Annotated in this window: 20 protein-coding genes and 1 tRNA gene; 8 read left to right on the top strand and 13 right to left on the bottom strand. The window is 68.8% G+C overall.

Features of this window, described 5'->3' with window-relative positions:
* Positions 1-47 precede the first annotated feature (47 nt).
* From MARPU_RS02290 to petA, 4 genes are all read right to left on the bottom strand, one after another.
* Positions 48-506 carry an SRPBCC family protein gene (locus MARPU_RS02290; RefSeq protein ID WP_005222471.1) on the bottom strand — a complete coding sequence of 153 codons (459 nt, stop codon included), beginning with the start codon at positions 504-506 and terminating at the stop codon, positions 48-50.
* A 273-nt stretch (positions 507-779) separates the two neighbouring features.
* A complete protein-coding gene (locus MARPU_RS02295; RefSeq protein WP_005222472.1) occupies positions 780-1,334 on the bottom strand; it encodes an ankyrin repeat domain-containing protein in 555 nt (184 codons plus the stop codon).
* An 81-nt stretch (positions 1,335-1,415) separates the two neighbouring features.
* Complete coding sequence (locus MARPU_RS02300) at positions 1,416-2,399, bottom strand: hypothetical protein (RefSeq protein WP_005222475.1); 984 nt, start codon at positions 2,397-2,399, stop codon at positions 1,416-1,418.
* 157 nt (positions 2,400-2,556) lie between these two features.
* The gene (gene petA / locus MARPU_RS02305; protein WP_005222478.1) at positions 2,557-3,150 is read right to left on the bottom strand and encodes a ubiquinol-cytochrome c reductase iron-sulfur subunit; all 594 of its coding nucleotides are present in this window, start codon (positions 3,148-3,150) and stop codon (positions 2,557-2,559) included.
* A 198-nt stretch (positions 3,151-3,348) separates the two neighbouring features.
* Here petA and MARPU_RS02310 point away from each other — a divergent pair, with 198 nt between their 5' ends.
* The 6 genes from MARPU_RS02310 (at position 3,349) to MARPU_RS02335 (ending at position 6,834) form a co-directional block, all read left to right on the top strand.
* Entirely contained in the window at positions 3,349-3,765 is a 417-nt protein-coding gene (locus MARPU_RS02310) for a DUF134 domain-containing protein (protein ID WP_156929216.1), read from the top strand.
* Positions 3,765-4,127: a NifB/NifX family molybdenum-iron cluster-binding protein gene (locus tag MARPU_RS02315; protein WP_005222482.1), complete on the top strand. Its 363-nt coding sequence runs from the start codon at positions 3,765-3,767 to the stop codon at positions 4,125-4,127. The genes MARPU_RS02310 and MARPU_RS02315 overlap by 1 nt, the downstream gene beginning before the upstream one ends.
* 23 nt (positions 4,128-4,150) lie before the next feature.
* Positions 4,151-4,609: a NifB/NifX family molybdenum-iron cluster-binding protein gene (locus MARPU_RS02320; RefSeq protein ID WP_005222484.1), complete on the top strand. Its 459-nt coding sequence runs from the start codon at positions 4,151-4,153 to the stop codon at positions 4,607-4,609.
* Positions 4,610-4,612: 3 nt separating this feature from the next.
* The gene (locus MARPU_RS02325) at positions 4,613-5,461 is read left to right on the top strand and encodes an ATP-binding protein (protein WP_005222490.1); all 849 of its coding nucleotides are present in this window, start codon (positions 4,613-4,615) and stop codon (positions 5,459-5,461) included.
* Complete coding sequence (locus tag MARPU_RS02330) at positions 5,458-5,814, top strand: DsrE/DsrF/TusD sulfur relay family protein (RefSeq protein WP_005222493.1); 357 nt, start codon at positions 5,458-5,460, stop codon at positions 5,812-5,814. Before MARPU_RS02325 ends, MARPU_RS02330 begins: the two co-directional genes overlap by 4 nt.
* 141 nt (positions 5,815-5,955) lie before the next feature.
* Positions 5,956-6,834, top strand: a complete 879-nt coding sequence (locus MARPU_RS02335; protein ID WP_005222495.1) for an ATP-binding protein — start codon at positions 5,956-5,958, stop codon at positions 6,832-6,834.
* 18 nt (positions 6,835-6,852) lie between these two features.
* Here MARPU_RS02335 and MARPU_RS02340 read toward each other — a convergent pair.
* From MARPU_RS02340 to MARPU_RS17820, 5 genes are all read right to left on the bottom strand, one after another.
* Positions 6,853-6,928: transfer RNA gene (locus MARPU_RS02340), tRNA-Thr, on the bottom strand.
* Between the two features lie 710 nt (positions 6,929-7,638).
* Positions 7,639-8,727, bottom strand: coding sequence for a glycine oxidase ThiO (gene thiO, locus MARPU_RS02345; protein ID WP_005222497.1), 1,089 nt, complete (start codon positions 8,725-8,727; stop codon positions 7,639-7,641).
* A gap of 130 nt (positions 8,728-8,857) precedes the next feature.
* Positions 8,858-9,805 (bottom strand): 4-hydroxy-3-methylbut-2-enyl diphosphate reductase, encoded by a 948-nt coding sequence (ispH, locus tag MARPU_RS02350; RefSeq protein ID WP_005222499.1) that lies wholly within the window; start codon positions 9,803-9,805, stop codon positions 8,858-8,860.
* A 95-nt stretch (positions 9,806-9,900) separates the two neighbouring features.
* The gene (locus MARPU_RS02355; RefSeq protein ID WP_005222500.1) at positions 9,901-10,383 is read right to left on the bottom strand and encodes an FKBP-type peptidyl-prolyl cis-trans isomerase; all 483 of its coding nucleotides are present in this window, start codon (positions 10,381-10,383) and stop codon (positions 9,901-9,903) included.
* Between the two features lie 94 nt (positions 10,384-10,477).
* Positions 10,478-10,615, bottom strand: coding sequence for a hypothetical protein (locus MARPU_RS17820; protein WP_005222501.1), 138 nt, complete (start codon positions 10,613-10,615; stop codon positions 10,478-10,480).
* Positions 10,616-10,913: 298 nt separating this feature from the next.
* On the opposite strand from MARPU_RS17820, the gene rimO reads away from it, so the two are divergent.
* On the top strand, positions 10,914-12,254 hold the full coding sequence (rimO, locus tag MARPU_RS02360) for a 30S ribosomal protein S12 methylthiotransferase RimO (protein WP_005222502.1): 1,341 nt from the start codon (positions 10,914-10,916) through the stop codon (positions 12,252-12,254).
* Between the two features lie 39 nt (positions 12,255-12,293).
* Here rimO and MARPU_RS02365 read toward each other — a convergent pair whose 3' ends face one another.
* Positions 12,294-12,494 carry a YgaP family membrane protein gene (locus MARPU_RS02365; protein WP_005222503.1) on the bottom strand — a complete coding sequence of 67 codons (201 nt, stop codon included), beginning with the start codon at positions 12,492-12,494 and terminating at the stop codon, positions 12,294-12,296.
* 113 nt (positions 12,495-12,607) lie between these two features.
* Here MARPU_RS02365 and MARPU_RS02370 point away from each other — a divergent pair, with 113 nt between their 5' ends.
* A complete protein-coding gene (locus MARPU_RS02370; protein WP_005222504.1) occupies positions 12,608-14,209 on the top strand; it encodes a bifunctional aminoglycoside phosphotransferase/ATP-binding protein in 1,602 nt (533 codons plus the stop codon).
* Positions 14,210-14,216: 7 nt separating this feature from the next.
* On the opposite strand, the gene MARPU_RS02375 is transcribed toward MARPU_RS02370, so the two are convergent.
* The 3 genes from MARPU_RS02375 to gorA form a co-directional block, all read right to left on the bottom strand.
* Positions 14,217-15,095: a DMT family transporter gene (locus tag MARPU_RS02375; RefSeq protein ID WP_005222505.1), complete on the bottom strand. Its 879-nt coding sequence runs from the start codon at positions 15,093-15,095 to the stop codon at positions 14,217-14,219.
* A 15-nt stretch (positions 15,096-15,110) separates the two neighbouring features.
* Positions 15,111-16,097 carry a tRNA dihydrouridine(20/20a) synthase DusA gene (dusA, locus tag MARPU_RS02380; RefSeq protein WP_005222506.1) on the bottom strand — a complete coding sequence of 329 codons (987 nt, stop codon included), beginning with the start codon at positions 16,095-16,097 and terminating at the stop codon, positions 15,111-15,113.
* A 148-nt stretch (positions 16,098-16,245) separates the two neighbouring features.
* A complete protein-coding gene (gene gorA / locus MARPU_RS02385) occupies positions 16,246-17,637 on the bottom strand; it encodes a glutathione-disulfide reductase (RefSeq protein ID WP_005222509.1) in 1,392 nt (463 codons plus the stop codon).
* Positions 17,638-17,767: the final 130 nt, after the last annotated feature.

The following is a 17,767-nucleotide window of genomic DNA, read 5'->3' on the forward strand; positions in this document are numbered from 1 at the left end:
TGACCTCGTTGCAAGATTGATGGATCGTGCCTCGTCGGGTGTCCGCCTCAGTACTGCGATACGCTCGCCGGGGCCTGTTCGAGCAACCCCCTGATGTTGCCAACGACGCGCTCGCCGCCTTCCTGGATCGCCGCGCGGATCAGCTTCTCGAAGGGACGCATGAACAGCTCGAGCCGCGATAACTCGAAGACGAAGGTCAGGCGGGTGCCGTGCGCGCTCGGCTCGAAGCGGTAGCTGATATAGATCGGGGCGCTGAGTCCCTGGAAGTCGATGCGGCGGTCCTGCTCGAAGACGCAGACCTCGAAGGTCGCCTCGGTGCGGCGACCGTGATCGACCCGTACCTGTCGGCCGCGACTGCCCAGTCGGATCGGACCGGGCGAGAGCGCCTCGAGCGAGATCACCTCGGGCGACCAGCGCCGATAGTTGCTGAAGAAGTCGACGGCGACGAAGGCGAAGACCTGATCCGGCGCGCGGGCGATGTGCGTGCTCGCTTGTGTTCTGACCATGGGTATCGGCTGCCGTGTGGCTGGAGTCGGCGCGTCCGTGCGCGGGCGGACGCTGGACGGGCATGCGCGATCGGGCCTGAAACGGCCTGCTGGTCTATCTGGCGGCGGGGTGGGGGGAATTCCAGGGGGCGGGTGCCAGTCACCAGCCACCAGTCACCAGCTTCCAGCCACCAGTAGGGATGGCGCTATGCTTTCGGCGACTGGCGACTGGCGACTGGCGACTGGCGACTGGCGACTGGCGACTGGCGACTGGCGACTGGCGACTGGCTGCGATCAACCCGCCTGCAGCAGTGCGAGGATCTCGGGCTTGTCGTTGAGGCGTGCCCAGTCGGCGGCGGTGTTGCCTTCGAAGTCCTTGAGGGTGCGATCGGCGCCGTGTTGCAGCAGGGTCTCGACGGCGGCGGTGCGGCCCTGGGTGGTGGCCCAGATCAGCGCGGTCCAGCCCTTGGTCTGCTCCTGGTGATCGATCATTGCGCCGTTGTGCAACAGCAGCTCGACGATTCCGGCGTGGTTGTTGGAGGCGGCGAGCATCATTGCGGTGTAGCCGCCCTTGTCCTCGGCATCGACAGCGGCACCGGCGGTGAGCAGGCGTTCGACCACGGCGACGTGACCGTTGAGCGCGGCCTTCATCAGCGGGGTCCAGTCACAACTGTCGCGCACGTCGGGGCGGCTGTTGCGCGAGAGCAATCCGTCGAGCGCGCCGAGGTCGCCCTGTTCGGCGAACTCGAGCAGGGCGGGGTCGCCCGCCCCCTGGTCGTCTGGACCACCACAGCCGGTGAGGGCGGCGAGCAGCAGGGGGACGAAGAGGAGAATGCGTGCGGGAGTCATGGCGTTTTCCGAGTTGGATGATGGGTTATTATTCGCCCGGCCTGGCGTCCCGCGACAATGCGAATCCGCAATCTTGCGCTGTTACAGCAGCCCGCGACAGAGGCCGTCGTGACACTGCACCAGGATGCTGTCGGTCCCCTCGCAGGGGACCTTGTGGATCTCGCCATCCGAGCGGCTGTCGATCAGCACCGCGCCCTCGTCGGTCAGCACGCAACCGCGCAATCTCGCGTATTGCTCGGCATAGGCCGCCCAGGTGACGTCACGTTGCCGCGGGGTGAGGCTGAGCATCTGGGTCTGTGCCTGCGGCGGCTTGGGCGCGAGCGGCGGTGTCGTGCGCAGCATCGGCGTGGCGTCAATCACCGGGGCCGGCCCCGGTTGAGGGCGGACGTCTCGCGAAGCGTTCGCCGGGTTGTCGGTCTGTGTCGCTGCAGTCAGCGGTTGGCGCTGTGTGGTCTCGTTGCCCTCGATGGGCGCGGCGGGGATGGCCGCCAGCGTCCCTGCCGGAGTCGCCTCGCCGTCGGTGCTCGGGGCGGGTTGCGGCAGCGGCGGGGCGGCCTCGGCGAGTCGCTGGTGATGGGTCTGCCAGGTCCGTTCGAGCGCGGCGAGCGATTGGGTCAGCAGCGGTTGCAGGCGGCTGGTGACATCGCGTCGCTCCGGCTCGGGTTGATCGGCGCGTGGGTGGACCAGGGCGGCGGCCGAGGCGACTCGCACGACGGCGCCCTCGTCGATGAAATAGCTGGCGACTTCGAGTCTGGTCTCGACCGGCAGCTGCTCCGGGGGCAGGTCGAGGACGCGGGCGAGCGCCGAGTCGGGCGTGACGGGGCGCTCGAGCAGCAGTCGTTCGGGGGCGCTCTGGGTGATCCGCCAGCCCTTGCTGCGGGCCGCGCCCATCGCCAGTGCCCGGACCTGATCGCGCTCGCTCGCCGCGAGCTGGATCTGGGGCAGGCTCGAGAGGTTGGTCGGGATCAGCGACTGGGGACGGGGGTCGGGGCTGCTCGCGCAGCCGCCGAGTAGCCAGGCGACGAGCATGAGCAGGGAGAGATGGGCAGCCAGACGTCGGTTCACGCCGAGTCCTCTTGTCGGTTCTGAATGGCGGGAGAAGAGGCGGTCGCCGGATGGGCTTGGGGCGACGGGTAGGTCGGACACGCGACCAGCGGTCGCGTGTCCGACCCAGGGGCGGAAATCTACGCCAAGCGTCTGGCGCTGTCGAGCGGCCCGGGGGTCAGGCGGCGCTGCCGTCCTCGCCGATCAGCAGGGTGGTGTCGTTGAGATAGGTGTGCTTGGGGATGACCAGATTGGTCGGGGCCGGTACACCCTTGAAGACCCGCGCGGCGAGATCGAAGCGCGAGCCGTGGCAGGGGCAGAAGAAGCCACCCTTCCAATCGGCGCCGAGGTCTTCCGGGGCGAACTCGGGACGGTAGGTCGGTGAGCAGCCGAGGTGGGTGCAGATGCCGATGGCGACCAGATACTCGGGCTTGATCGAGCGGGTCGGGTTCTGGCAGTACTCGGGCTGCTGCGGCACCTCGGAGGCGGGGTCGACCAGATTGGAGTCGTTGCTGGCCAGCATCTCGAGCATCTTCGGTGTGCGATGCACCACCCACACCGGTTTGCCGCGCCATTTGACGCGCAGCAGCGCGCCGGGCTCGATCTTGCTGATATCGGCCTCGACCGGCGCGCCGGCGGCGCGGGCGCGGGCGCTCGGGTTCATCGAGGCGACGAAGGGAACGAGGGCGAAGCCGGCACCGACGGCGCCGACCGCACTGGTCGCTGCCACTAGCAGGCGACGCCGTGTCTTGTTGACCGCTGTAGCGCTCATGATTCAAGGCTCCTTGTGTGATGCGTATCCCTGCATGGATGTCGGGTGGCGCCCGGGGCTACCGCGATCGCCCGGCGTCCGCTCGGGATGCGTGTCGTTGCGAAAAAGAATCTCTTAGCGATGAACTGCAGTGTCTCGCCTTTCTTGACTAAAACACCCTGATATTTATCAATGCAAAACGCACATATGTGCGTTTAAATGGATCCTCGAACCTACCCGAGACAGCCAAGCGGAGGCACTGTGCCCGGTCGAAGACGACGCGTCCGCCGGATCGGAATCGATCCCGGGCGGATCTGTTTCAAGCCCTGTGGCCGCCAGGGCCACACCCTGGAAACGGTGATGTTGCGCGCCGACGAGATGGAGGCGCTGCGGCTGTGCGATCTCGAGGGGCTCTATCAGGAAGAGAGCGCTCGGCGCATGGGGATTTCGCGCACCACCCTGTCGCGCACCATCGCCCAAGCCCGCGCCAAGGTCGCTGGCGCACTGCTCACCGGGCAGCGGCTGGTGATCCAGATCCCGGAGCACGGGGAAGAGCAGTCGCAAGGCATCTCGTACTCCGACAACGACCAACCCCGTTCGGTGCCCGGTTGTGCCGGACAGAGAGATGAGACCTGATGAAAAAGATCGTGATGACCGCCAGCGACGCGCTCGGGCTTGCGGGCGAGATGTCGATGCATTTCGGCCATTGCAGCCATTTCGTGGTTGCCCAGCTCGACGACGCCGATCGACTCGTCGGCGCCGAAGTGGTGGCCAATCCCTTCGCCGATGCCCATCAACCAGGACAGCTACCGGCCTATATCCAATCGCTCGACGCCGATGTGGTGCTCGCCGGCGGTATGGGCGCTAAGGCCATCGAGCTGTTCGCGTGTAACGGCATCGAGGTCGTCACCGGCGCCCGTCCCGGCGTCGAGGAGACGCTCGATGCCTATCTCGCCGGTGAACTGAATGGCGCCTCCCAGTGCGCCCATGCCCACTGAATCGAACAACGAGGAATTGCTCCATGAAGATCGTGATTTCCGCAACCGGACAGGGTCAGGACGCACCGGTCGACGCCCGGCTCGGGCGCTGCGCCTATTTCGTCGTGGTCGATACCGAAAGCGGTGACTTCCAGACCATGCCCAACCCCTTCCTCGAGACCAACGGCGGCGCCGGCACCCGGACCGCGCAGTGGATCGCCGGGCAGCGCGCCGAGCTGCTGCTCACCGGTCGCTGTGGCCCCAAGGCGGCGATGGTGCTCGAGCGCGCCGGGGTACGTGTCGTCGAGGGTGTCTCCGGCACCGTGGCCGAGGCCGTGGCACGTCATGCCGGGCAGGTGCCCGTGACTGCCGCCGTGGTCGGACGCGAGCCCTGTGACGGCATCGCGCGCTGCGGCGGTGGTCGTGGCATGGGCCAGGGACGTGGCGCCGGGCGCGGTATGGGCGTTGGTCGCGGATTGGGTAACGGTCGCGGTCAGGGCTGAGCGATGTCGGCGCTGACCATCGCCGTGGCCAGTGGCAAGGGCGGCACCGGCAAGACCACGGTGGCGACCAATCTGGCGCTGGCGCTTGAACGGGCCCAGTACGCCGACTGCGACGTCGAGGCGCCCAACGGACATCTGTTCCTGCGTCCGCGCTTCGACCGGCGCGAGTCGGTCGGGGTGCGCGTCCCTCGCATCGACCCCGAGCGCTGCACCCTGTGCGGCGATTGTGTCGAGGCCTGCGCCTTCAACGCCCTGGCGCTCACCCCTAACGAGCTGATGGTGTTCGACGAACTCTGCCACGGCTGCGGTGCTTGTGACTACGTCTGTCGCGTCGAGGGAGCGCTCGGCGAGATCGAGCGACCGATCGGCGAGATCGCCGCCGGTCAGGCCGACACCCTGCCGGTGCTCCAGGGCGAACTCGCCATCGGCGAGCGTTCGGCGGTGCCGGTGATCAAGGCGCTCAAGCGGCGTCTGGAGCCGGGGCTGGCGACCATCCTCGATGCCCCGCCGGGCACCGCCTGCCCGATGGTCGAGACTCTCGAGGGGGTCGACTTCTGTCTGCTGGTCACCGAGCCCACGCCCTCGGGGCTGCACGACTTGCGCCTCGCCGTCGCGGTGGCGCGGGCGCTCGGGGTGCCCTGCGGGGTGGTGATCAACCGCTGCGACATCGGCGATCAGGGTGTGACGGAGTACTGTCACGCCGAATCGATCCCGGTGCTGCTCGAGATCCCCTTCACCCGTGCGCTCGCCGAGGCCTATGCGCGTGGCGAGCCCTGGGTGCGCACCGCGCCCGAGTGGCGCGCGCGTTTCCAACAGCTCTACTCACAGATCGAGGCACTGCTGCCGGTATGACCATCCTGATCGTCCTCAACCACCACCCCTACGACAGCACCGACGTGACCTGGAACGCGCTGCGTCTGGCCGGGACCCTGCTCGACCAGGGCCAGCAGGTGCGGCTGTTCCTGATGAACGACGCGGTCGATCTGGCACGCGATGCCTGCCGCCCGCCCGAGGGCTACGACCAGGACCTCGGCGCCATGCTCAAGGCGCTGATCGCGCGCGAGGTCCCGGTGCAGGTCTGCGGCTCGTGCATGGCGCGCTGTGGGCTCTACAGGAACCAGCCCTATTTCGCTGGCGCCGAGTCCTCGACCATGGCGGTGCTCGCCGGCTGGGTCGCGAGCAGCGACAAGGTGCTGACCTTCTGAGGTCGGCGCGGGCGAGCATCCGCGCCGCGCCCCGGGCTGGTGCCATGGCGCGCCGTGCTCCGGGGTGAACCCCGTAACCCCTAATCCTGGAGGAGGGCGCGACGGTCGTCGTGACCCGTCAGCGCGCCCGCGCGAGACCACATGAAGGAACTCACCATCATCAGCGGCAAGGGCGGCACCGGCAAGACCACGGTGAGCGCCGCCTTCGCCACTCTGGCACGGCGTAAGGTGGTGGCCGACTGTGATGTCGACGCCGCCGACATGCACCTGCTGCTCGACCCGCGCGAGCGCGCCGGCGGCGACTTCATCGGCGGCGCGACACCGCGGATCGACCCCGAGCTGTGCGCCGAGTGCGGCGACTGCGCCGCCTGGTGTCGGTTCGAGGCGATCGAACTCGACTTCGACGCGGGCTATCGCATCAACCCCTTCGCCTGTGAGCACTGCGGGCTGTGCGCGCGCGTCTGTCCCGAGGCGGCGATCGTCCTGGAGACCCGTCCGAGCGGGCGCTGGATGGTCTCCGACAGTCGTCACGGCACTCTGGTCCACGCCCAGCTCGGCGTCGGCGAGGACAACTCCGGCAAGCTCGTCACCCTGGTGCGACGCGAGGCGCGGCGTCAGGCCGAGGCCGAGGGCGCGGCGCTGATCCTCAATGACGGCCCGCCCGGGATCGGCTGTCCGGTGAGCGCCGCCATCACCGGCGTCGACCTGGTGCTCGCCGTCACCGAGCCGACCCTCTCCGGGCTGCACGACCTGCAGCGCGTCGCCGAACTCTGCGTCCACTTCGCCATCCCGCTGGTCGTCTGCATCAACAAGGCCGATCTCAACCCGGAGAACGGTGCGACCATCCGTGACTGGTGTGGTGCGCGCGACATCGAGGTGATCGGTGAGCTGCCCTTCGACCCGGTGGTCGCCCGCGCCCTGGTCGCGCGCAAGAGCCTCGCCGAGTACGACGGCGGTGCCGCATCGAGTGCGGTGATCGAGCTGTGGGAGCGGGTGAGATCGCGCCTGGGGGTGGAGTGAGGCGGGCGCTTGGAGAGATGGAGCCGATGAGCGGATTCGAACCGCTGACCCACGCATTACGAATGCGTTGCTCTACCAACTGAGCTACATCGGCTACTCAAGCTCGAGAATTCTAGCCAGCTTTTCGTCCGACATCAATCCCTGGCGGAGAAAGCCATCCGCTGCCGGAAGATTGAACCGCGAAGCCGCCAAGGACGTGAAGAAACCGGCCAGCCTTCAGCAAGCAGCCTCCAGTGGCGATGTTGGGTTGCCCGTCCTGGAGTCCCGAGGATTCGTCGATTAGTGGTGCATGGACAACCCAACCGACGGGCTTGCCTTCAGCCGCCAGCGGGCGCGTTATCGTCGCATCATTGAGAGAGAATGAACCGCCAAGACGCGAAGGGCGCGAAGGGATCACAGGGATGAAGGTGGCGAGCGGTGTGCGCGCTTTTTGGCCTCTAGTTTCAGTCGCAGTCGCCTTTGAGCTGGTTGCCCCAAACCCTTAGCGACTTTGCGGTTCAATCCGCTGGCGGCCGCCAGTGGCGATGTTGGGTTGCCCGTCCTGGGATCCCGGCGACTCGTCGATCGGTGGTGTATGGGCAACCCAATCGACGGGCTGGAGGCTGGTCGCTGAAGGCTTTTCTCTCCTTTGCGTGCTTTGTGTCTTTGCGGTTCAAACCAGCTTACAGCGATCAGCATCCAGCCTCCAGTCGGGGAGACTGGGGTGCATCATCGTCGATTGACAGGCAAGACGGTATCTTCACGGTTCATCATCCCCGGCGGCTGTCGGCTGTCGGCTGTCGGCTGTCGGCTGATCGCCCTCGCTCAGTCCCGTGCCGCGTCGAGCGCATAGGGCGCGGCGTCGAGGATGGGCGCGCGCTCGAGCACCAGGTCGGTGAGCAGGCGGGCCGAGGCCGGGCCGGTGACCAGGCCGTTGCGGTAGTGCCCGGCGTTGAAATAGAGCCCGTCGATGCCGGGGTAGGCGCCGATATAGGGGATGCCGCTGGGCGAGCCGGGGCGCAGCCCGGACCAGTGGTCCTCGATCGGGGTGCGCTTGAGCAGCGGGTAGAGTTCGACGGCGGCGCGATAGAGCTCCTCCTTGGCCTCGGCGGTGGTGCGCTTGACGAAGCCGGCCTGCTCCAGGGTGGAACCGAAGAGGATGCGCCCGTCGCGCCTGGGGATGATGTAGCGCTCGCGGTGCAGGGTGATGTGATGGACCTGGCCGGGCTGGGCGTAGAAGAGGATCATCTGGCCGCGCACCGGTTGGATCTCGGGGCTGTTGCCGAGCTGTTCGAGCAGTTTGGCGGTCCAGGCGCCAGCACAGATGATGACGCGCTCGGCGCGGATCTCGCCCTTGGGGGTGCGCACCCCGACCGCGCGCCCGCCCTCGATCAGCAACTCCAGCACCTCTTCCTGCTCGCGCAGCGTCACCTTGCGCTCGATGGCGCGGCGCAGCGCGCGCGTCAGCCGTGGGTTGCGGACCTGGCCGATGCCCGGGAGTAGCAGCGCCTGTTCGGGGCGGGGGCCGAGTTCGGGCTCGCTGGCGTGGAGCTGGCGGCTGTCGAGCACTTCGATGGCGGTGTCGTGCCGGGCGGCCCAGTCGAGCGCGCGCTGGCGCTCCTCGGTGTCGAGCACCAGCATGCCGTTGACGGTGAGTTCGGGGTCGACTCCGGTCTCGTCGAGCAGCTCGGTGGCCAGCGCCGGATAGACCGCCTGACTCCAGGCGGCCAGCCGCCCGACCGCGTCGGGATAGCGCCAGGGGTAGAGCGGGGAGAGGATGCCGCCGCCGGCCCAGGACGATTGCTGGCCGGTTTTGCCCATCTCGACCAGGGTGGTGTCGACACCGGCATGCGCCAGCTCGCGCGCCGTCAGCAATCCGATGACGCCGCCACCGATGACCAGGATCTCGCTCATGCCGCTCTTCTCCTCGTGGCCCGGCGAATGCCGGGCCGTCTCGCTCAGGGACCGGGACGGCCTGTCCGGCCGCCTCCAACATCGTTAGGTGCGGTTGGGTCGGTCGAGCTGCAAGCGCGAGGGGCGGGGTTCAGCCCTCGGCCGGCTCCCTGGTCAGTTCGCGTGGCAGTGCGAACACCACCTGCTCGCGGATACCGGGTTGTTCCTCGACCTGCTCCATGCCCCAGTCGCGCAGCTGTGCGATGACCCGCTCGACCAGCACCTCGGGGGCCGAGGCGCCGGCGGTGAGGCCGATGCGCGAGACGCCCTCGAGCCAGGCGCGGTCGATGTCCTCCGGTCCATCGATCAGATGGGCGTGGCAGCCGCGCTTCTCGGCCAGCTCGCGCAGCCGATTGGAGTTGGAGCTGTTGGGCGAGCCGACCACCAGCAGCAGCTCGCAGCTCTCGGCCAGCGTCTTGACCGCGTCCTGGCGGTTCTGGGTGGCGTAGCAGATATCGCTCTTCTTCGGTCCCTGGATCGCCGGGAAGCGTTCGCGCAGCGCTGCGACGATGGTGGTGGTGTCGTCCATCGACAGCGTGGTCTGGGTGACGTAGGCGATGCGCTCGGGATCGGCGATCTCGAGTCCGGCGACGTCGTCGGGACGTTCGACCAGGTGCACCGGGGCGCCCTCGGGGTCGCACTGACCGAGGGTGCCGTCGACCTCGGGATGACCGCGATGGCCGATGAGCACGGTCTCGACGTCGTTGCGACAGTGCCGGGTGACCTCGAGGTGGACCTTGGTGACCAGCGGGCAGGTGGCATCGAACACCCGCAGCCCGCGCGCCTCGGCCTCGCGCCGTACCGACTGCGGCACGCCGTGGGCGCTGAACACCAGGGTGGCGTCGTCCGGCACCTCGTCGAGATCCTCGACGAAGATCGCGCCGCGCGCACGCAGCCCCTCGACCACGAAGCGGTTGTGAACGACCTCGTGGCGGACATAGATGGGCGCGCCGTAGCGCTCGAGGACACGCTCGACGATGGCGATGGCGCGATCGACGCCGGCACAGAAACCGCGGGGATTGGCTAGCAGGATAGTCATGGCTCGAAACAGGATAGGCGGTCGGCGAGGGTTGAAAACAGCGGGTGGTGTTCAGGGTTATTGCGCGCGGCCGGTGGCGTCGGCCGCGCCCGGACTCAGGTCTCGACGGTGAGAATGGCGATGCGCAGCTGCAGCGCGCGTCCGGCGAAGGGGTGGTTGAAGTCGACCCGCACCCGTTCGCCCTCGGTCTCCAGCACCATGCCGCTGGTCTCCTGGCCGGCCGGGGTCTCGAAGGCGATCACCTTGCCCGGCTCGGGATGGAGTTCGGGCGGGAATTCGCTGCGCTCGAGCCAGAAGACATTGTTCTCGTCGTAGGTGGCGAACAGCTCGGAGCCGTCGCCGGCGAACTCGGCCTCGCTGCCGGCGAGCAGTCCGTCGATGGCCGTCTCCAGTGCCGGGGTCAGGGTGCCGTCGCCGACGGTGCAGCTGATCGGTTCTTCCTTGAAGGTGGAAAAGGCGACAAAACCGTCCGGGAAGCGGACCTGGAGGTGAAAGGCGATGCGTCGTCCCGCGGCGACCGCGAGCGGTGGCTCGCTGACGGTCTCGGCGGGCGTGGACAGGGTGTCGTTGATGACCATGGTGCAGTGGGTCCATTGCAACGGCGAGGGCGGGACCGGATGGCCCGCAAGGGCTCGACGTCTCCCGCCCCCGCTACGGATAGGGTGGGCGCCGCTACAACAGCTCCTGGGTCACGAAGAGGTAACCGAGCGAGGTCGCGACGACCGCGATCGCGACGTACGGGATCAGGACGCAGACGCCGGGCAGGTCGTTGCAGAGTGCGCTGAACTTGCAGAGCTTGCAGTGCCTCATCTGTCTCGACCCTCCTGTTGCCATGCGCCCGGGCGCCGGCCTGTCCGTGTTCGCGCCGCGCCATTGGCGCGCGCGGGGGCGATCGCTGCCAGTATCGATCCCGTCTCGGAGTCCTGGCCGTGTTACGTCTCTTCAGCGTGTCCCGTGATGCCGTCGCGTTAGATGGCAAACGTCGCTATCGTTACCGATATACAGGGGACGATCAAGCACGACGCGTCGCCGCGATGACGTGCACCCGCTCTCGGCTGGGCGATAATGCCCGCCAGTCCCCAACCGCAACCAGATCAGCGAGCTTCATTTGGACATCTCATCCCCATCCGCCGCCGCGCCCACGCTGGGCTTCGTCAGCCTCGGTTGTCCCAAGGCCACGGTCGACTCCGAACTCATCCTCACCCGGCTGCGTGCCGAGGGCTATCGGGTGGTGCACGACTACGACGATGCCGAGCTGGTGGTCATCAACACCTGCGCCTTCATCGACGCCGCCGAGCGCGAGTCGCTGGAGGTGATCGGCGAGGCCCTGGAGGAGAATGGCCGGGTGGTGGTCACCGGCTGCCTCGGCGCCCGCGCCGAGCGTATCCGCGCCGTCTATCCCGAGGTGCTGGCGATCACCGGCCCGCACGCGCTCGAAGAGGTGATGGCGGTGGTGCATGCTGAGTTGCCGGCTCCGCACGACCCCTTCACCAGCCTGGTGCCACCGCAGGGGGTGCGGCTCACCCCGCGTCACTACGCCTATCTCAAGATCTCCGAGGGCTGCGATCACCGCTGTACCTTCTGCATCATCCCCAGTCTGCGCGGCGATCTGGTCAGCCGCGGTATCGGCGAGGTGCTCGGCGAGGCCGAACGGCTGGTCGAGGCCGGGGTGCGCGAGCTGCTGGTGGTCGCCCAGGACACCAGCGCCTATGGCCGCGATCTCAGGTACGCGCCGGGCTTCCACGGCGGCCGTCCGCTGCGCACCGACATCACCACCCTGGCGCGCGAACTCGGCCAGCTGCCGGCGTGGACGCGACTGCACTACGTCTACCCCTATCCCCAGGTCGACGAGCTGATCCCGTTGATGGCCGAGGGGCTGATCCTGCCCTATCTCGACATGCCGCTGCAGCATGGCAACACCCGGGTGCTGCGCGCGATGCGCCGTCCGGCGGCCACCGAGCGGGTGCTCGAACGTCTCGCGCGCTGGCGCGAACAGTGTCCCGAGCTGGTGCTGCGCAGCACCTTCATCGTCGGTTTCCCCGGTGAGACCGAGGCCGAGTTCGAGTCGCTGCTGGACTTCCTCCGCGAGGCGCGGCTCGACCGTGTCGGCTGCTTCCCCTACTCGCCGGTGGACGGTGCGGCGGCCAACGATCTAGCCGACGCGGTGCCCGCCGAGGAGCGCGAGGAGCGCCGCGAGCGCTTCATGGAGGTCCAGGCCGAGATCAGCCGCGACAAGCTCGCCGCGCGGGTCGGTGAGCGCATGACGGTGCTTGTCGACGCAGTGCACGAGGACGAGGTGGTGGCGCGCAGCTATGGCGACGCGCCCGAGATCGACGGCAACGTGCTGGTGCCGGGGGCCTGGGAGATCGACCCCGGCGACTTCATCGAGGTCGAGATCACCGCCTCGGGCGATCACGACCTGTGGGCGCGGCCGGTCGATCCGGCATGAGCCCGCACGCCGGGCGGCAATGCGCCGCCCGGCGTGTGCTCAGAAGGCCGGACCGGGGGTCTTGCCCAGCTTCTTGAGGATGACGGCCAGCGGGCAGAAGCCGGTGAAGGCCGATTGCAGCAGGTTGGCGCCGACGAAGCCGGTGAACCACAGGAAGTTGATGTTGACGGTGACCGCGAGGATGGTCGAGAGCAGCACGAAGGCGCCGGCGACGGCGAAGACGATACGTTCGATGGACATGAGGGCTTCCGTTTCGGTTGCGAGGGGGTAAGCGGCGGAGTATTAACCAATGCTTATACTGGATTCAAGGCCGATGCCGAGCGCGCGGGTCGGTTTTCCGAGGAGGACCTGTCATGGACGCTGCTGAGTTTCCCCGGCTGATCGCGGCGCTGCGGCGCCCCGAGGCCTATCCCCATCCGGTCGATCGGGTCGAGCACATCGAGACCCATATCTCCCACGTGCTGCTCGCCGGCGACTTCGCCTACAAGCTCAAGAAACCGCTTGATCTTGGCTTTCTCGACTGCTCCACCCTGGCGTTGCGTCGTCACTGCTGTGAGGAGGAGATTCGCCTCAACAGCCGACTCGCGCCGACGATCTATCTCGACGTGGTGGCGATCGGCGGCAGCGCCGCGCACCCGCGCATCGGCGCCGACGGCGCGGTGTTGGAGTACGCGGTGCGGATGCGCCGCTTCGCACAGTCGGCGTTGCTCGCGCACCAGCCCCTCGACGGTCCACTGATCGACCGGCTCGCCGAGCGCGTCGCCGATTTCCACGCCGCCATCCCGGTCGCCGCGCCCGATACCCCCTGGGGCACGCCCGAGATGGTGCTCGCGCCGATGATCGAGAACGTCGAGCAGGTCCGCGCGCGGGTCGAGGCGCCGGCGCTGCTGACGCGGCTGCAACGCATCGAGGACTGGACCCGGGCACGCTGGCGGGCGCTGCGTCCGCTGCTCGAGCAGCGTCGCGCCGAGGGCTGGATCCGCGAGTGTCACGGCGACATGCACCGCGGCAACATCGCCCTGATCGACGGCGAGCCGCAGATCTTCGACGGTATCGACTTCGCTCCCGAGCTGCGCTGGATCGATACCGCCAGCGAACTCGCCTTCCTGGTTATGGATCTGGAGGCCGCCGGCGCGCCGGGGTTGGCGCAGCGTCTGCTCAATGGTTATCTGGAGCGCGGCGGCGACTACGGGCTGCTGGTGCTGCTGCGTCTCTATCAGTGCTACCGGGCGATGGTGCGCGCCAAGGTCAGTGCGATCCGTGCCGATCAGACGGGGCTGGCGGCGCCCGAGCGCGCCGCAGCCTGGGATGCGTGCGCGCGCTATCTGGCGCTGGCCGAGGGCTACACCCGGGCGAGACGGCCACGGCTGCTGATCGCCTGCGGGCTGTCGGGCTCGGGCAAGAGCCACATGGCCAGCGCGCTCTGCGAGCGGCTGCCCTTCGTCCACTTGCGCTCGGACGTCGAGCGCAAGCGGCTGTTCGGGCTCGCGGCGCAGGCACGCACCAACACCGGGGTCGACGGCGGGATCTATTTCCCCTCGGCCACCGACTGGACCTACGAGCGGCTGCTGCACCTGGCCGAGACCATCCTCGCCAGTGGTCACGACGTGCTGGTCGATGCCACCTTCACCGCGCACCAGCGTCGCGTCGGCTTCGCCGCGTTGGCACGGCGTCATCACGCCGGGTTCGCCATCCTCGCGCTGGAGGCGCCGCTGGCAGTGCTGCGCGAGCGCGTCACCCGGCGCCTGGCCGCCGGCAACGATGCCTCCGAGGCGACGCTCGCGGTGCTCGAGCGCCAGCATGCGCGCTGTGAACCGCCGCAGGGCGAGGAGTGCAACCGCCTGGTGCGCGTCGACACCAGCGCCGACCCCGCCATCGAGCAGGTGGTCGACCAGCTCGAGAGCGTGTTCGCCGGACAGACCCAGTCCTGCGACCTCGCCGAACCACCCGCCTGAGCCCGGCTCATCCCAGCAGCACCAGTGCCGCGCCGGCGAGCATCAGCACGCCGGCGGGCAGGCGCGCGCGCAGCCCGCGCTCGCCGAAGCAGAGCGCGCCGTAGAGCATGCCGAAGAGCAGGCTGGTGCGCTTGAGCGCGATCATGTAGGCGACCTCGGTCGCGGCGATGGCGAGGAAGTGGGTGTAGACCATCACCGCGGTCAGCGCGGCGACCGCCAGCACCGCCCAGGGGTGGCGCGCCAGCGCGAGCAGCCGGCGCGGGCGTGGCAGCGCCAGCACCAGCAGTGCCGCGACCCCGAGCAGGGCGAAGTAGAAGGCGCCGAACTGCGCCGGTGGCAGGTACTGCATCGCGCCCTTGCCGAGGGTGGCGGTGAGGGCGTAGATCGCCGCCACCGCGAGCATCAGCCGCGCGCCGCGCTGTTCGAGGATGGCACCGAGCGGGCGCAGCCAGCTGCGCCAGTCGCGCGCCCGGGCATGGCCGACGTTGAGCAGCCAGGCCCCGGCCACCACCAGCACCACACCGAGTGCGCCGCGCGCGCTCACCGTCTCGCCGAGCAGCAGCCAGGCGACCAGCAGCACGAACACCGGGGTGAAGGCGAGATAGGGCAGGGTGAGCGAGAGCGGGTGGTCGCGGATGGCGCGCATGTAGAGCAGCATCGCCGCGATCTCCAGCGGCACCAGCGCCGCCAGCCAGCCCCAGAAGGCCGGGTCGAGGTTGCCGAACGGCGGCAGGTCAACGAGCAGCGGGGCGAGCAGCGCGCCGCTCAGGGTCAGGCGCACCAGCGCCAGCTCGGCGGCCGAATGCGTGCCGAGCCAGGCCTTGGTGGCGGCATCGGCGCTGGCCAGGGCGAGGGCGCAGAGCAGCGACAGGCTCACCCAGTCCATGGCTGCGGCGCCGGATCAGTCGGCGGCGGGTCGCATGCGCCGTGGCAGCGCCTCGGTCAGCACCTCGCAGCCGGCGCCGGGGAGATGGGCGTGCTCGCTGATCCAGCGGCGCCAGACGCGGGCGCCGGGACGGCCCTGGAAGAGTCCGAGCAGGTGACGGCTGATCGCGGTCAGCGGCACCCCGGCGTCGAGTTCGCGCTGGATATAGGGCAGCATCCGCTCGATGACCTGATGTCGGGTCGGCGGTGGGGTCGGGTCGGCGAAGATGCGCGCGTCGGCCGCGGCGAGGATCCAGGGGTTGTGGTAGGCCTCACGACCGATCATCACCCCATCGAGGGTCTCGAGCAGGGCGCAGGCCTGGTCGAGGTCCTGCACCCCGCCGTTGAGGCTGATCGAGAGCGCGGGGAAGTCGCGCTTGAGCTGCAGCACCACGTCGTAGCGCAGCGGCGGGATGTCGCGGTTCTCCTTCGGGCTCAGCCCGGAGAGCCAGGCCTTGCGCGCGTGCACGATCAGCGCGTCGCAGCCGGCCTCGACCTGGGCGCCGACGAAGTCGACCAGCTCACCATAGCTGTCGCGATCGTCGATGCCGATGCGGCTCTTGACCGTCACCGGGACCGCCACCGCGTCCTTCATCGCCCGCACGCAATCGGCCACCACCCCCGGTTCGGCCATCAGACAGGCGCCGAAGCGCCCGTTCTGCACCCGGTCGGAGGGACAGCCGACGTTGATGTTGATCTCGTCGTAGCCGTACTCGGCGCCGAGTCGGGCGCAGCTGGCCATGTCGGCGGGATCGGAGCCGCCGAGCTGCAGCGCCACCGGATGCTCGCTCGGATCGAAGCGCAGGAAGCGCTCGCGGTCGCCGTGGAGCAGTGCGCCGGTGGTCACCATCTCGGTGTAGAGCAGGGTGTGACGGCTGATCAGCCGGAGGAAATAACGGCAGTGGCGATCGGTCCAGTCCAACATCGGGGCGATGGACAGACGACGGTCTAGCGGTGCAGGCATGGCGCGGGTCGGGCTCGGGCTGGGGACGCCGGCGGAGGCGAGGCCGGGTCGTTGATCTCGAGCGTGGATTGTCCGCGACCGGGCCGATTTTTTCCATCATCGGCGCGGTCGCGGCGAGGTTCGCCCGCCGGGCGGCGGGCGGGCAGGCTCAGGCCGCGCCCTCGGGGAGCGGGTCGCCGGGACGGCGCACCGGCTCCTTGAGGGTGACCAGCTCCTCGGCGCTGCCGGGGTGGATGGCCACAGTGTTGTCGAAGTCGGCCTTGGTCGCGCCCATCTTCACCGCCACGGCGAAGCCCTGGAGCATCTCGTCGGCGCCGTCGCCGATGACGTGGACACCGACCACGCGCTGCTCGGGGCCGGCACAGACCAGCTTCATCGCGGTCTTGGCGCCGTGCTCGTTGAGCGCGTAGCGCATCGGGGTGAAGCTGGTCTCGTAGACGGTGAGCACGTCACCGAGGCGCTCGCGCGCCTCCGGCTCGCTCAGCCCGACCTTGGACAGCGGCGGGTGGGCGAAGACCACGGTGGGGATGTTGTCGTAGTCGAGCTTGCGCTCGCTCTGGCCGTCGAACAGGCGCTCGGCGAGGCGGCGCCCGGCGGCGATCGCCACCGGGGTGAGCTGGTCGCGCCCGGTGATGTCGCCGAGCGCGTAGACACCGGGGACATTGGTGTTCTGATAGGCGTCGGTGGGCACCGTGCCGTTGGGTTGGACCTCGATGCCGGTGGTCTCGAGCCCGAGGTCGCGGGTGTTGGGAGCGCGTCCGACGGCCCAGATCACGCTATCGAAGCCCTCGAGCCGGGTGCCGTCCTGGGCCACCAGGGTGGTGCCTCGGGCGTCGCGCTCGAGCGCGGCGACGGCGAATTCGAGATGGGTCTCGATGCCCTGGGCGTGCATGTTCTCGGCCAGGGTGGCGCTGAGCAGGGGGTCGAACTGGAACAGTACCCGGTCCTCGAGCGCCACCACGGTGACCTCGCTGCCGAAGCTGCGCAGCAGCCCGGCCAGCTCGACGCCGATATAGCCGGCGCCAATGATGGCCACGCGCCTGGGCTGTTGCTGCAGGGCGAAGAAGTCGTCGGAGGTGATGCCGAGCTCGGCGCCGGGCAGGCGCGGCACGATCGGGCGACCGCCGGTGGCGATGGCGATGTGATCGGCGCTGAGGCGCTGACCCTCGACCTCGATGGTGTGAGCGTCGACGAAGCGGGCGTGGCCGTTGATGCGGGTGATGCCGAGGCGCTCGACATAGCCGTCCCAGAAGCTGTTGATGGCGCCGATATAGCGGTCGCGACCGGCCACCAGCCTGGGCCAGTCGAGTTCGCCGCCGCTGGCCTGGACGCCGAAGCCGGGGGCGTCGCGCACCGCCTCGGCGAGGTGCGCGGCGTACCACATCACCTTCTTGGGTACGCAGCCGACGTTGACACAGGTGCCGCCGAGTGCCTTGGACTCGATCAGGGCGACGCGTTTGCCGAAGGCGGCGGCCTTCTCGGCCACCGCCAGGCCACCGCTGCCACCGCCGATCGCGATCAGGTCGAAATGCTGGGTCATGATTGTGCTTCCTGATAATGCTGTGACCGGGGATCATACCCGTGGCCCGGGTGGGGTGCAGCGGGTGGTCCGGGACCGGTCCTGTCCATAGCAAAGGGGTCGGTAACCCATGGGTTGCCCGACCCCCTCG

This window comes from Marichromatium purpuratum 984 (assembly GCF_000224005.2).
Classification (GTDB): Bacteria; Pseudomonadota; Gammaproteobacteria; order Chromatiales; family Chromatiaceae; genus Marichromatium; species Marichromatium purpuratum.